Genomic DNA, 13288 nt, shown 5'->3' on the forward strand with positions numbered 1-13288 from the left:
ATCATTATCTTTTTTCATCAATGGTCCACAGTGATAAATCACAGAACCGTTAAGTTCAAATGGTAGATCCCTGCCTTTTTCCGCTATTTCCAGTATGCGTTTATGGGCTTCATCCCTTGCAGTCAGTACTGTACCGGTAAGATATACAATATCACCGGTATTTAATTTCATGATTTCCTGTTTATCAATAGGGGTGTAAAGATAGTGTTCCATTAATCATCATCTCCAAGTGTAACTGAAGCATGACGGTTTGCCCAGCATTGGATGTTTACAGCAACAGGCAGTGATGCAGTATGGCAATGGGATTTTTTGACTTTCACAGAAAGAGCAGTAGTATCTCCACCGATTCCCATGGGTCCAATCCCAAGTGAATTTACATCATCCAGAATATCCTTTTCAAAATCATCCATTTTACTGATATTATCCAGAAGGGCGGATTTTGAGAGTCTTGGAGCTTTATCGAATGAACCACCGATACCAATACCCAGAATTAATGGTGGGCATGGTTTACCTCCTGCATTAAGCACTGTTTCAGCGGCAAACTTTTTGATATTATCCAGTTGAGTAGGATTAAACATTTGTAATCGACTCATGTTTTCTGACCCAGCACCCTTTGGAGCAACTGTAATGGTCAAATAGTTTCCTTCAATAAATTGATATTTAATATCGGGCAAACCCATACCGACATTGTTTCCACTATTTTTACGGGTAATAGGGTCAACAGCATTGGGACGCAGTGGTATATTAGAGGTGGCGTATCTAACACCTTCTTCTATAGCATCTTCAAGGTCAAAATCCAGTCTCAGTTTTTTCCCTATCTGGATATAAAAAATAAGGATACCGGTATCCTGACACATCGGTATTTCATGTTTTCTGGCAATATCGATGTTTTTTAAAACAGCATTTATCTGGGATCTTGCGACTTCACTGGATTCAGTATTTTCAGCAGATTTTAAAGCATCTACAACATCATCCGGTAGACTGGTTTCAGCTTTTTTTAAAACATTAATTGTGGCATTAATTACTGATTCTCTGGTAATCTCTGTCAAAAAAGTCACCCTGATAAATTAGTGCGGGAGAAGGGATTCGAACCCTTGAACGTCTACACGAATGGATCTTGAGTCCATCACCTTTGGCCGCTCGGTAACTCCCGCCCGAGTGAGATACCTGACATAACTAATAATGATTTTGTTTATAAATTTAATCCTTTAAAAAATTATTTATGGGTTTCATCATACACCCATTTCATGTAACCAGTTTCTCCACTAATATCCCATGTTACAATACATGGCTGGTCGTAGCTGTGAAGTTCTTGCACCCTTTTTTTAATTTTTTCGAATCTATCACTTGTGGTTTTAACAAGCATTGCGGTTTCTTCATCTTCTTCCACATTCCCCTTCCATTCATAAATCGAACTTATGGGAAACATATTAACACAGGCAACAAGTTTTTCAGAAACTAGTGTACTCCCGATTTCACGGGCTTCTTCCATACTTCCCGCAGTTATATATACCTCCATATACATTGTAAGCACCAGAATTAATTATACCGTAGCCATTATATATAAAAATTGACTGCTTATTATCATTATCTAACAAGTTAATCGGAGAAATATCTTGAGTAATACAACCATTGCAATTGCAATATTCCTTTTTTACTGGATAGTAGTGTCGTATCTTAAAAAAAGGGGAACGCTTGCAAAATACAATATTGATGCCTACGGACCAATATTGATGATTAGGACTGAAAGAGGCCAGGGGCTGTTAAAAAGCCTTGCCAGACCCAAAAGGTTCTGGAGATTGTTTGCAAATATAGGAATCCCTTTGATGTTTGCTGGAATGGTGGCAATGTTTCTGGTTGTAATTCTTTCAGACATTGCGATGCTAACCTCATTCGGAGGACAAACTCCTGAACCCGGAAAATTCAATGAACCTCAGAATATATTCCTGATACCAGGTGTCAATGAATTCATACCGCTTACATGGGGTATTATAGCACTGGTTGTAACCCTTATAGTTCATGAATTTTCACATGCAATACTTTCCATTGTAGAGAATGTCCGTGTAAAATCAATGGGGATATTACTTGCTCTCGTACCAATAGGTGGTTTTGCAGAACCAGATGAAGAACAGCTTTTTGGTGTATCCAGAAATGAAAATGGAGATGGTGAATCTTCCATCGATGAAAAATCTGATGAGAAAAAAGAGGCTGCAACCACAAATCAGAGGTCAAGGATACTGGCTGCAGGAGTCATGTCAAACTTTGTTGTCGCCTTTATAGCTTTCTTGCTTTTCTTTGGACCTGTTCTTGGTGGAATCGGTTCAGTTAGTGATGCAATGATTACCGATGTAAACTCGGAATCCCCTGTTACTAAAGCGGGTATAAATGAAAACATGGTTATAACCCAGATTAATGATACACAAACAAGGAATGCAAATGATGTCATCAATTATATGATGAATGTTTCACCCGGTTCTACAGTAGAGATTCATGCTGTAAAGGATGGAACAACATCTACCTATGAAGTAGATATACAAGATAAAGAGCGTGAACAGGTTCAGGGTATCTATATAAGTGATGTAGTAGAAGAATCACCGGCAGAGAATTCAGGGCTTGAAAAAGGAATGCTTATAGTAGGAATTGATAATAATTCAGTACAATCAATCAATGGTTTTTCTAAATATATGGAAAATACAAGTCCGGGACAGGAAGTTGAAATAAAAGCTTTAAAGCCTAACCAGACCGATGCCAGTCCTGAACAATTTAATCTAACCTTGACCACATCTCCGGATGGCACACAGGATAAAGGTTTTATTGGTATATTCTATGAAAGAAGAAATCTTGAAAGTAATTCACTTGGGATTGAAATCGGAAACTTTCCGGCTACCAGGTACCTTGAAATGCTAAAAAATATTCCTTCAAGACTTGATGAGCTTGGTGGATGGATAATTATCTTTGGGTTGCCCATTGTAGGTTTTGGAGGCGAAGGTTTTCGAGGATTCAGCGGGACTTTTGCACAATTCTTTGAACCTATAGGATGGGCTGAGCCACTCGGTATAGGTATATTCTGGATGGCAAATGCTCTCCTCTGGATTGCATGGTTGAATTTCTATGTTGGTTTGTTCAACTGTCTCCCGGCTGTACCACTTGATGGAGGTCATGTATTCAGAGGGTATTTGCAGTCGTTTGCACAGCGTATAACCGGTAGTGAAGGGTCTGCGGAAAAAGTTGCAGGTGCAGTGACGATGGTATTAACCTTGGTCATTCTGATGTCGTTTGCAATTATGATATTTGGACCCTACATTGTTCATGGTTTCTGAAATTGGCTGAAAGAAATGATAAATTTCATCTCCTTCAGTTTTTAAAATTATTTATGTAAGAGGTATCCGGAGTATGTTGCTCATGGTTGCGTCTTCTGTATGTCCCAGACTGGACAGGTATTTTTTGTATTTGTTATGCTTAACTTTTACTACCATTTCTTTGTAACCTTTTTCTTTTAATGATTGTCTGTAATCTATATAATGTGATACAGCACCCTTTAAATCACTGGAGTTCAACGACATATAATCTATTTTAATGTCTATAATACCGGATTTTATTTCGTATATGCATACTCCCACCGGCATGAAATTTTTCAGAGTAAATACAGCATAACAATTTTTTAGTGAAATATTATCAATTTCTGGGAAGTATTTTCTAATATCGTTTTTGTGCTGTTCCAGAAAATTGTGTAGGTATCTTGAATTTTCTGCGGGGAGTTCCAGTATATTGAATAAATCATCATCATTCCGTTTAAGCCGGTATATATGATAAATGTTCAACAGGACTATTATCCCGTTGACAATTGATACAGGATATGCATTCAATAAATATCCATAAAGAGTATATGCACTTGCTCCCAATAAACTAAAAATGCGCAGTTTTATACGATTGCTCATTGTCAGAGAAAGAAGCCATAAAAGTGAACCGGCATAGCCTATATATTCGATTGTCATCCCTTCTATAGATAAACCCTCCTATAAGACTATTCGTATGTCAGGATGATTCAGGAATACGTCACTTCACATTTGCCAAAACGAAGAAATAATTAGTATATTATCACATAGGACTGTATGATTTTTGTTTTTTATGGTAACTGCCGTTAAAAAGTTGAGGAAATTTTATAAGTATTGTTCATTGAAGGGTCAGATTAATTAACTTTATTTTTAATACATGGTTCTAAATCCGGTTTAAAAGGTGAATCAATGATAGATTTACACACACATACAGTTTTCAGCGATGGTGAACTGATACCAAGCGAACTGGTTCGAAGGGCATTAGTAACAGGTTATGAGGCGATAGCTATAACAGATCATGCTGATTATACCAATTTTGAACAGCTTGTAGATGTTGCTGAGAAGACCAAGTATCTTGAAGATGTCTATGATATTAAAATTCTATCAGGAGTGGAACTGACCCATGTACCTCCTGCAAAAATCGAACCACTTGTTGAAAAGTCAAGGAAAATGGGAGCAGATATTGTGGTGGTTCACGGGGAAACTGTAACAGAACCTGTAATATCTGGAACCAATTCAACAGTTGTGGAACTTGGTGAAGTAGATATTCTCTCTCATCCCGGATTGATAACAAAGGATGATGTCCAGAAAGCATATGACAATGATATATGTCTGGAAATAACGTCCCGAAAGGGCCATAATATTACCAATGGTCATGTTGCAAAACTCGGGCTTGAAGTAGGAGCTACAATGGTAGTTAATACTGACACTCATGGACCGGATGATTTGATAACAACGGAAATGGCACGAAAAATAGCTATTGGGTCTGGATTGGATGAAAAGCATGCAGATGAAATATTGCATAATTCTAAACAATTAATAACGTAAAGGCAGGGATTATATGTTTGAAAATACGGCGACAAAAAAAGTGATAGATGTATCAGTTGGTATTTCTTCTTCTACTCCAGTATATCCTGGAGATCCAGTACCTGATATAAAGAAAGTTTTCTGTTTACCGGATGATGGGGCATCTGTATCCAGTATTTCTATGGGAAGTCATACAGGAACACACATTGATGCCCCTTCGCATATACTGGAAGATGGAAAAGCTGTCGACAATCTGTCTCTTGATAAGCTTGTCGGAAACGCTTTTGTTGTGGATTTATCAGATGTTAGTGAAACCATTAAAAAATCCGACCTTGAGAACATATTCAATAAACTTGATTTAGCAGATAATATGGATATTTTGCTGATAAAAACCCAGAATTCAAATCTTTGGAATGATTTCTCAACCGTTGGAATGGAATCCATGATATCACTTGATAGAAGTGCAGGAGAATGGATTGTTGAAAGAGGTTTTAAAACAGTGGGTATAGATGGTTTTTCTGTAGATGTTGAGCCTGACCTGGAAGTTCACAGACTACTACTTGAAAACGAGATAAATATAATAGAATGTTTGAATTTTAATGGTGTATCTGACGGTATATATTCGTTTGTTTGTTTACCTATAAAAATGGAAGGCTGTGATGGGTCACCTGCAAGGGCTATACTGATTAATAATCCGTAAGTTTAATCCAGCCATTCATAAAATTTTTCCAGTGCCCTCATTCTGTGTGAAACCTTATTTTTTTCATAATCTCCGATTTCGGCAAAAGTTTTGCCTTGATACTCAAATATGGGATCAAAACCAAAACCACCTTCTCCACGTTCACTATACGCAATTTTACCTTCCACTTTTCCAGTAAAAACTATCGGTTCTTTTTCAGGTTCACAATAGCCTATAACAGATTTAAATGTGGCATCCCTTACAGTTTCATCATCCATGAGTTTAAGAACCTTTTGATTGCCGAGAAGTTTTTCAACAAATGCGGAATAGGGACCCGGAAAACCATTTAAAGCCTCTATAAAAATTCCTGAATCGTCAACTATAACAGGCATATTCAATTTATCTGCTGCCCATTTAGCACCGTAGGAAGCAATGGGCTCGAGGTCATCTTCCTGTAATTCGGGGTAATCAAGGTCTTTTTGAATAATTTTTATTTCCTTTTTTTCAAGTATTTCTTTTACTTCCCTGTACTTATCCTTATTACCGGTCACAAAAACAACTTTATGCATACCTACCTCTCTTTTCTATATCCTTTACTCTTTTTAGTACTTTATCTGCATGTATGTATTTTTGTTTATAACCATCATAGAAAGCATTGATTAGTTTTTCATGGTCTTCATGGGTGCTTTCAAAAGTCTGGAACAGGACATGGACATCAACGCCCTGTGCTTCAATAGTTCTGTCGATAAAAGCTAGTCCGAAATCGATGAAATATATCCGACCATCTTTAAGTATCAGGTTGGATGTAGTAAGGTCTCCGTGTATAATTCCACCACTGTGTAAAAGACCTGTAAGTTCCCCTGTTCTTTTACTTAATTCTGGGTTTATTACGTTTTTGAGGGGTTCACCGTCTATGTATTCCATTTCTATTTTAAAATTCTGTATATCATAGATTATAGGTGTCGGTATTCCAAGACGCCTTGTTTCAGAAATCAACCGCGCTTCAGCACGGGTACGTTCTTTGCGTATTTTATCATCCAGTACTTTTATTCGATATCTTTTTTGGATACGTTCTTTGATAATAATATCCTCTTCCTGTTTGACTATCGCCTCTGCTCCCTGTGTAAGATACATTCGACCAGTCCCCGCCTATATTAAATCCATGTAACTTCTACTGAATCAGGTCTGAAATTTGGGTCAACATGAGAATCTTTAAGACCTGTTATACTGCCTGACCTGTACATCAAAAGACCCAGATATGCAATCATGGCACCGTTATCTCCCATGAATCGCTTTTCAGGAACGTAAAAGGAAGCTCCTCTATCATTACACATTATATCAAGCATTTCTCTAAGGCGCATGTTGGCACCTACACCACCGGCAAGAAGAACTTCATTTTTACCTGTATGAGCAAGTGCTCTTTCTGTAACCTCGACCATCATGGCAAAAGCGGTTTCCTGGAATGAATAACATACATCCTCCATTGTTTCATTTTCCAGAGCATCTTTGGCTGCGGTAGTAAGTCCGGAAAATGAAAAGTCCATACCTTTAACTACATAAGGCAAAGGGACATATTTTTCAAAATTTTTAGCGTGTTTTTCTATTCTTGGACCTCCGGGATGATTTAAACCTGCACTTCTTGCAAATTTATCAAGTGCATTACCAATTCCAACATCAAGAGTTTCTCCAAAAACACGGTATTTGCCCTTTCTGTATGCAAGAACCTGTGAATTTGCTCCGCTGACATAAAGAACAACAGGGTCTTTTGCCGGTGTCTTCCATTTGCCCACTTCTATGTGGGCTATGCAGTGGTTTACACCAATAATCGGGATGTCAAGTGTTAATGAAAGCATCCTTGAGGCTGTTGCAACAGTTCGAAGACAGGGTCCAAGCCCGGGACCTTGAGAAAATGCAACCGCATCCAATGTTTTGGGGTCAATTCCCTTGCTTTTAATGTTTTCCAGAAGTTTTTGTATAACAGTGGATGCATATTTTGCATGATGCTGAGAAGCCTCGCGTGGATGGATGCCGCCAGTATCCGGCTGGTAGGTCTCAGTCACCTCTGAAATAACATCATCTTCATCCACTACGGCTGCACTTAAATTCCATGCAGTGCCTTCAATACCAAGAATTCTGGTTTTCAATTGTTCCAATCTCTCCTGAATACTGTAAAATTAATATTTACTATATTGACTGGATTGTTGTGGTTACATATAAAAACTGGAGAATTATAATAACGTATCAATTTTGGTATTTACTATATAATCTTTTTGTGGAAAAGGTTTTTACCTAAAAAGTTAACGAATTACCCAAAAACAGTATAAACATTATTTATTCTTCACAACACCTTAAAAGCTGAAAAAAATAATGTATGATTAAAGACATTGAAACTACTTAATTAGTGGTTAGCTTTATCTCATTGAATTTACATCCTTTTCCAGATAGCGGTTATTTTTTCAACTTCTATATGGGTGTATTCGTCTTCAATATCCCATTTCAGGCTTAGTACACCATCATTGCATTCAGAAGCTGTACCATGGTATGTTTTACCTTCAGCATCAAGTGATACTTTTTTGTCAATGTAATATTTAGTTATAAATGCTTCTTTCAATATTTAACCTCCTATCATTAAATAATTTAGGTAAGTAAATTATTATTTTCATATTTAACTAATTTATAGAAACAGAGTTTCTAAATATTGATATTAATTGAATTAAATTTAATCTTATCCTCAACTAATGACCTGAACAGTATTACTAAATTTTATTTCAAAATGGATAATTGATATTCGAACATAGTTTCAACTAATATACAATTCAATTAGGGGGAAACTAAAAATGATAAAAAAATTGGTTTTGTTGTTTATAATTGTCACTTTTTTAATTTCTACAGCTTCAGCATTAAATGATACAGCAGGTTCAGATAATTTCGAATGTAATAACTCGGTATGCATTTGGAATCCTCCTGCTGACACTATAGAAAAGACAATATATGCCAATCAAACAAAAGGAGTAGGTACACTTTATATTTGGAATGAAAGTGGAAATGTATCAGTAGCTTATAAAACTTTTGATGGATGGTTATTGAACAAAATAAATCTACACATTGATAAAGTTGAAGATGAAGATTATAAAAATGGTATTCCCGTTCCTGGTCAGGACGATATACCAATGGACAGTTCAGGAAACCCGATAACTGAAGAATTTGATTTACAGCTTGACTACTTAAATGAATCCAGTAGTTGCTATAATAACTGCACAAATTGCAGTGGTCAACTTAACCTCAGCTCATGGAAATTCGATGACTGTAGTAAGTTATATATTGCAGCTAATGCAGAAGTTGAACAGGGTTGGTGGTTGCCTACAAAAGGAGAAGTTAACTACAGTGTAAATGTGGAAGATAGGAATTCATCATATTTCATCGCTGAACTTAATAATGGAGATTTTGATGGATTCATCGATGTTCCAAAAGATGATTATCTTTCATGGTGTATAGATGCAGTTACGCCAATATCACCAGGTGTAACCTATGAGGGAGTAGGGATTCACCCAACATATGGACGTTGTTCTCCTGAACCATTTAGAGATTATCCTGAAGGTGATAATACCCCATGGCAGGATAAGCTCAATTGTGTAAATTTCATATTGAATAATAAAAATGGTTCATATAATTTAAACGGTAATACATTTGAATGGTCGTATGACACTAACTTTGAAGAGATACAGGGAGTAATGTGGAATATTACTAACCCAGAAACAATAAGCTTGTCAAATACCTCAGGTACTACTACATATGGTGGTATCACATGGGATAACAAAACGGCTTGGGCTATATACCAGTATGCACAGTCAAATGATTGTGAAAACTTTACTCCTGAATGTGGAGATACAGCTGCAATACTTGTAAATTCTGATATATACAGTGAAACTGGTGAGTTATTAGACGAAGAACAACTTACTGTGATTGAAACTACCGTACCGTGTGATCCTTATGACATAGGTGAGAATGAAACAGCATGGGCTGCTCAAAATGGACCGTATACCTATTCATTTGAAGGAGATGAATGGTCTACATACACTACTTCAATTGCAAGTCCTACAGAAACTTGTTATGATATTAACATACAAAAATATGTTATGGGAACCGATGGTAACTGGTATGATGCTGATAGTCCTAAAGGTCCAGAGATACCTGTAAATGATACTGTTATATTTAGTTACAATGTTACAAATACTGGCAATGTGAACCTAAGTGATGTGAAAATATCTGATAACAGGTCAAACTTCAATTATACAATAGGAGAACTAAATGTAAGTGAAAGTTTCAATATAACAAATACAACATCTGCAATAAAAGGTCAGTACGTCAATATAGGTAATGTTACTGCTGAATATCAAGGAACTGAAATAAACGATAGTGACTTCGGTAATTATTTCGGTGCTGACCCGTCGATTGAAATTGAAATATACACCAATGGACAAGATGCAGATAAACCAAGAGGGCCAGCAATACAAATTGGGAGTGAAGTAACATGGACATATGAGGTAAATAATACTGGTAATGTAAATCTGACTAATGTTAATATCACCGACAGTAGATTGGGAGATATTTGTACAATAGACGCTCTAAACAAATCAGAATCCAAAACCTGTACAACCACTGGAAACGCCAAACAAGGACAGTACAGTAATTATGGAAATGTTACAGCCTTGTATAACGGTATACAGGTAAACGATAGTGATCCCAGTCATTATTTTGGATATGATCACTGGGCTGGCGTTCCAACAACTGAACCATTAGTACTGGTCGGAACTCTTGGAATAGCGATATTGTTATTCATGAGAAGAGAACAAAAATAAGTATAAGTTAAATTCTGTGATTTGTTTTTCTCTTCTTTTATTTTTTAAGTTTCCGGTAACCTAGTTCCTTAATGTTTCTGATTATAAAGTGAGGGGATATATAGTCAAATCCGTGGGAAAGGAAGAACAGTTCCAGTCTGGGAAAAAGTTAAAAGTTAAACTATAATAAAACTCAACTATGAAAGTTATTTCTGTAATTGGTCACAAAAAAACGGGAAAAACAACACTTGTAAGCCGTCTGACAAAAGAACTTTCCAGAACAGGCAAAGTTGGGACTGTAAAGAGCATGATTTATCACCGTTTCAACCCTGATGACACCGATACAAGTAGACATTTTGATTCTGGTGCAGATATGGTTACTGCTCTTACAAAAGATGAATTTGTGACCATATCAAAAAATCCTGACCTCGAAAAGGCACTTGATACACTTGCAGATAATGGTATGGATTATGCCATAGTAGAGGGTGATAAAAACAGTGATTTGCCCAAAATTTTGCTGGGTGATATGGATGATGACCAGCATATAAAAAATGTAGTTGAGCAGGTACCAGATGTCACCCAGGTCAACGCTGATAAAATTATTGAAATAATTTGCTCTCAACCGGATTGGGTAACACTTGATTTACTGGTTAAAAAGGTAAAAAATAATCCAGAAATTAAAAAGGCGGGTGCGATTGGTACCTTTACAGGAGTGGTAAGGGAAATCACTTCTGGGGTTCAGACGAAGATGCTAGAATTCGAAAAATATGAAACAGTAGCAGAAGATAAAATAAACCAGATTAGTTTAGAACTCAAACAAAAGCCGGGAATAGTGGATGTGTTGATTCATCATAAAGCCGGTAGAGTTAATCCTGGTGAGGATATTGTTTATATAGTTGTTGCAGCATCTCACAGAACAGAATTATTCCAGACCCTTAGTGAAGCTATCGAAAGAGTCAAATCAGAAATACCTATCTGGAAAAAAGAAATAACGATTGATGGTGATTACTGGGTTCATGACCATGGTTGATTTAATAACCAATATTTTTATATTAGTGACCTATTTTAACAACAAACATGATACAGGACATTTTAATACCATTTCTTCTTGTAGGTCTTGCGGAATTTGGAGATAAAACGCAACTTTCTATATTGGTATTATCTACAAAAACAGGAAAATATGTTCATCTAATAGCAGGTATCCTTTTATCATTTATAATTGTAGACGGATTGGCGATATTTTTTGGAAATCTGGTCACCAATTTCTTGCCGGTTAATTATATCACAATATTAGCAGGAAGTATTTTCATAATTTTTGGAGCGCTGACATTATATCATCTAAACGGTTATGAAAATGAAGAGGTTCCCGAACTGAAATCTCCTTTTTTGTCAGGGTTTACTCTGATTTTGTTATCAGAACTTGGTGATAAGTCACTTATTGCAGTTACTCTGTTTGCTACAAAATATGAACCTTTTTATGTTTTTGCCGGAACAATTACAGCACTGATGATATTGTCAGTATTAACTGTATATTCTGGAAAAGTAATAATGTCCAGGATAAATAGTAAAACGATTCAAAAATTTGCAGGTGTATTGTTTTTTATAATCGGAATATGGTTTTATTTAAGTTTGTTTTTCAACTAAAAAATTTTAAACCAAATTATCTCCTTAATAACTATTTGATGATAAACAACAACGGTGATAAAAAATAGAGGTTATACTTGGTAGAGATTTAAAAATATATGTTTGTAAAAAACACTATCAAATACCAACCATCGGATTGTAGAGGTTAAAAAGGACATACATAAACATCCCATAAATAATAAGCAGTATAATGCCTTCAAGGCGTTTTAACTCCCAGTGAGTCCATATAAATAACAAAAGCAACAGGCTGACAAATACCACGAACGGAGTTATAAAGAAAATATCTTTTTGTGTAATATCTAGTGGCAGTAAAAGACCAGAAACGCCAAATACTAAAAATATATTTGTTATGTTTGACCCAATAACGTTTCCGAGTGCTATATGTCCATAACCTTTTTTTGCAGAACTGATGGTCACCATCAATTCCGGGAGTGAAGTACCCACCGCGACAAGGCTGATTCCTACCAATGTATCAGGAACATTGAGTACCTGTGCAAAAAATATCGATTCTCCTATAAAGTATCGGGCACCAATAACAACAGCCCCTATACTAATAACCAAGATTAAGATATCTTTAACCAAAGTATAATTGTCTTTTAAATCCAACTTATTATCTGTGCTTTTATCAGTAAAATTATTAAAACCATTATCTACTTTTTCTTTTAGACTTTGCAGGTATTTGAATTTGACAAAATAACTTATAAATTCCTTAAAGTATGAATCTTTCATTGACAAATGCATACGTGCCTCATCAATCAGGAAAATGATATATGCTGTGTATAAAAGCAGGAAAATCAAAGAGTCAATTCTTGAGATTGTATTATTAAGAGATAATATGAAAAAAAGCAAGGTTGCAAAAAGCATAATGTAGCCGTCTCTTTTAAGCATCTGAGTTTCGGTTTTTATGCTTGATATGAGTGCTGCACAGCCTACAATAAGGCATATATTTGCAATATTAGATCCCAATATATTCCCAATAACTATACCATTGGCTTGGTTTAGCGAAGCAGTGGTGGATGATGCCAGTTCTGGAAGAGAAGTCCCTACTGATACAATTGTAAGTCCGATGACAAATTTTGAAACTCCTAATTTTTCTGCTATTGATGAACTTGATTCTACAAAAAAATCAGAACCTTTTACCAGCAAGGTTAACCCGACTAAAAATATAATGAAATTCTCGATCATATACGACCTGACAACATTCGGTAAATTAGTTAAAAGGTTTTTTGAACAATATTTTAAAACGAAACGTAAATAATTTGTCT

Annotated in this window: 15 protein-coding genes and 1 tRNA gene; 6 read left to right on the forward strand and 10 right to left on the reverse strand. The window is 35.9% G+C overall.

From position 1 onward, the window contains the following. The 4 genes from QZ276_RS06640 to cutA form a co-directional block, all read right to left on the reverse strand. The coding region (locus QZ276_RS06640) for a fumarate hydratase C-terminal domain-containing protein (protein ID WP_292486446.1) at positions 1–213 on the reverse strand (213 nt) is incomplete at its 3' end. Continuing rightward, the gene (locus QZ276_RS06645; protein WP_292486447.1) at positions 213–1049 is read right to left on the reverse strand and encodes a fumarate hydratase; all 837 of its coding nucleotides are present in this window, start codon (positions 1047–1049) and stop codon (positions 213–215) included. The genes QZ276_RS06645 and QZ276_RS06640, both read right to left, overlap by 1 nt. 22 nt (positions 1050–1071) lie before the next feature. Continuing rightward, a tRNA-Leu gene (locus QZ276_RS06650) sits at positions 1072–1154 on the reverse strand. 62 nt (positions 1155–1216) lie between these two features. After that, positions 1217–1525 (reverse strand): divalent-cation tolerance protein CutA, encoded by a 309-nt coding sequence (gene cutA, locus QZ276_RS06655; protein ID WP_292486449.1) that lies wholly within the window; start codon positions 1523–1525, stop codon positions 1217–1219. A gap of 91 nt (positions 1526–1616) precedes the next feature. On the opposite strand from cutA, the gene QZ276_RS06660 reads away from it, so the two are divergent. Then, on the forward strand, positions 1617–3320 hold the full coding sequence (locus QZ276_RS06660) for a site-2 protease family protein (RefSeq protein ID WP_292486451.1): 1704 nt from the start codon (positions 1617–1619) through the stop codon (positions 3318–3320). Positions 3321–3371: 51 nt separating this feature from the next. On the opposite strand, the gene QZ276_RS06665 is transcribed toward QZ276_RS06660, so the two are convergent. Continuing rightward, positions 3372–3995 (reverse strand): YgjV family protein, encoded by a 624-nt coding sequence (locus QZ276_RS06665; protein WP_292486453.1) that lies wholly within the window; start codon positions 3993–3995, stop codon positions 3372–3374. Between the two features lie 249 nt (positions 3996–4244). On the opposite strand from QZ276_RS06665, the gene QZ276_RS06670 reads away from it, so the two are divergent. Next, complete coding sequence (locus QZ276_RS06670; protein WP_292486455.1) at positions 4245–4883, forward strand: histidinol phosphate phosphatase domain-containing protein; 639 nt, start codon at positions 4245–4247, stop codon at positions 4881–4883. A gap of 13 nt (positions 4884–4896) precedes the next feature. Continuing rightward, the gene (locus QZ276_RS06675) at positions 4897–5562 is read left to right on the forward strand and encodes a cyclase family protein (protein ID WP_292486457.1); all 666 of its coding nucleotides are present in this window, start codon (positions 4897–4899) and stop codon (positions 5560–5562) included. 2 nt (positions 5563–5564) lie between these two features. On the opposite strand, the gene QZ276_RS06680 is transcribed toward QZ276_RS06675, so the two are convergent. The 4 genes from QZ276_RS06680 to QZ276_RS06695 form a co-directional block, all read right to left on the reverse strand. Further along, complete coding sequence (locus QZ276_RS06680) at positions 5565–6110, reverse strand: XTP/dITP diphosphatase (protein ID WP_292486459.1); 546 nt, start codon at positions 6108–6110, stop codon at positions 5565–5567. Continuing rightward, positions 6103–6675 carry a Kae1-associated kinase Bud32 gene (locus tag QZ276_RS06685; RefSeq protein WP_292486461.1) on the reverse strand — a complete coding sequence of 191 codons (573 nt, stop codon included), beginning with the start codon at positions 6673–6675 and terminating at the stop codon, positions 6103–6105. Before QZ276_RS06685 ends, QZ276_RS06680 begins: the two co-directional genes overlap by 8 nt. 20 nt (positions 6676–6695) lie before the next feature. Further along, a complete protein-coding gene (locus tag QZ276_RS06690; RefSeq protein WP_292486463.1) occupies positions 6696–7685 on the reverse strand; it encodes a bifunctional N(6)-L-threonylcarbamoyladenine synthase/serine/threonine protein kinase in 990 nt (329 codons plus the stop codon). A 281-nt stretch (positions 7686–7966) separates the two neighbouring features. Further along, entirely contained in the window at positions 7967–8152 is a 186-nt protein-coding gene (locus QZ276_RS06695) for an MM0924 family protein (protein WP_292486465.1), read from the reverse strand. Between the two features lie 226 nt (positions 8153–8378). Here QZ276_RS06695 and QZ276_RS06700 point away from each other — a divergent pair, with 226 nt between their 5' ends. From QZ276_RS06700 to QZ276_RS06710, 3 genes are all read left to right on the forward strand, one after another. Further along, positions 8379–10400, forward strand: a complete 2022-nt coding sequence (locus QZ276_RS06700; RefSeq protein WP_292486466.1) for a VPXXXP-CTERM sorting domain-containing protein — start codon at positions 8379–8381, stop codon at positions 10398–10400. 178 nt (positions 10401–10578) lie between these two features. Next, positions 10579–11409, forward strand: a complete 831-nt coding sequence (locus tag QZ276_RS06705) for a molybdopterin synthase (protein ID WP_292486468.1) — start codon at positions 10579–10581, stop codon at positions 11407–11409. A 47-nt stretch (positions 11410–11456) separates the two neighbouring features. Continuing rightward, positions 11457–12023: a TMEM165/GDT1 family protein gene (locus QZ276_RS06710; RefSeq protein ID WP_292486470.1), complete on the forward strand. Its 567-nt coding sequence runs from the start codon at positions 11457–11459 to the stop codon at positions 12021–12023. Between the two features lie 117 nt (positions 12024–12140). Here the strand turns inward: QZ276_RS06710 and QZ276_RS06715 are convergent, their stop codons facing one another. Beyond that, entirely contained in the window at positions 12141–13208 is a 1068-nt protein-coding gene (locus tag QZ276_RS06715; protein ID WP_292486472.1) for a calcium/sodium antiporter, read from the reverse strand. Between the last annotated feature and the right edge of the window lie 80 nt (positions 13209–13288).

Origin of the sequence: Methanohalobium sp. (genome assembly GCF_018609725.1) — an archaeon.
In the GTDB taxonomy this organism is placed as follows: Archaea; Halobacteriota; Methanosarcinia; order Methanosarcinales; family Methanosarcinaceae; genus Methanohalobium.

Bases quoted from the DNA above. Each gene is read 5' to 3' on its own strand.
- cutA (WP_292486449.1), bottom strand. From the start codon at position 1,525: ATGTATATGGAGGTATATATAACTGCGGGAAGTATGGAAGAAGCCCGT.
- QZ276_RS06665 (WP_292486453.1), bottom strand. From the start codon at position 3,995: ATGACAATCGAATATATAGGCTATGCCGGTTCACTTTTATGGCTTCTT.
- QZ276_RS06670 (WP_292486455.1), top strand. From the start codon at position 4,245: ATGATAGATTTACACACACATACAGTTTTCAGCGATGGTGAACTGATA.
- QZ276_RS06675 (WP_292486457.1), top strand. From the start codon at position 4,897: ATGTTTGAAAATACGGCGACAAAAAAAGTGATAGATGTATCAGTTGGT.
- QZ276_RS06680 (WP_292486459.1), bottom strand. From the start codon at position 6,110: ATGCATAAAGTTGTTTTTGTGACCGGTAATAAGGATAAGTACAGGGAA.
- QZ276_RS06685 (WP_292486461.1), bottom strand. From the start codon at position 6,675: ATGTATCTTACACAGGGAGCAGAGGCGATAGTCAAACAGGAAGAGGAT.
- QZ276_RS06700 (WP_292486466.1), top strand. From the start codon at position 8,379: ATGATAAAAAAATTGGTTTTGTTGTTTATAATTGTCACTTTTTTAATT.
- QZ276_RS06705 (WP_292486468.1), top strand. From the start codon at position 10,579: ATGAAAGTTATTTCTGTAATTGGTCACAAAAAAACGGGAAAAACAACA.
- QZ276_RS06710 (WP_292486470.1), top strand. From the start codon at position 11,457: ATGATACAGGACATTTTAATACCATTTCTTCTTGTAGGTCTTGCGGAA.
- QZ276_RS06715 (WP_292486472.1), bottom strand. From the start codon at position 13,208: ATGATCGAGAATTTCATTATATTTTTAGTCGGGTTAACCTTGCTGGTA.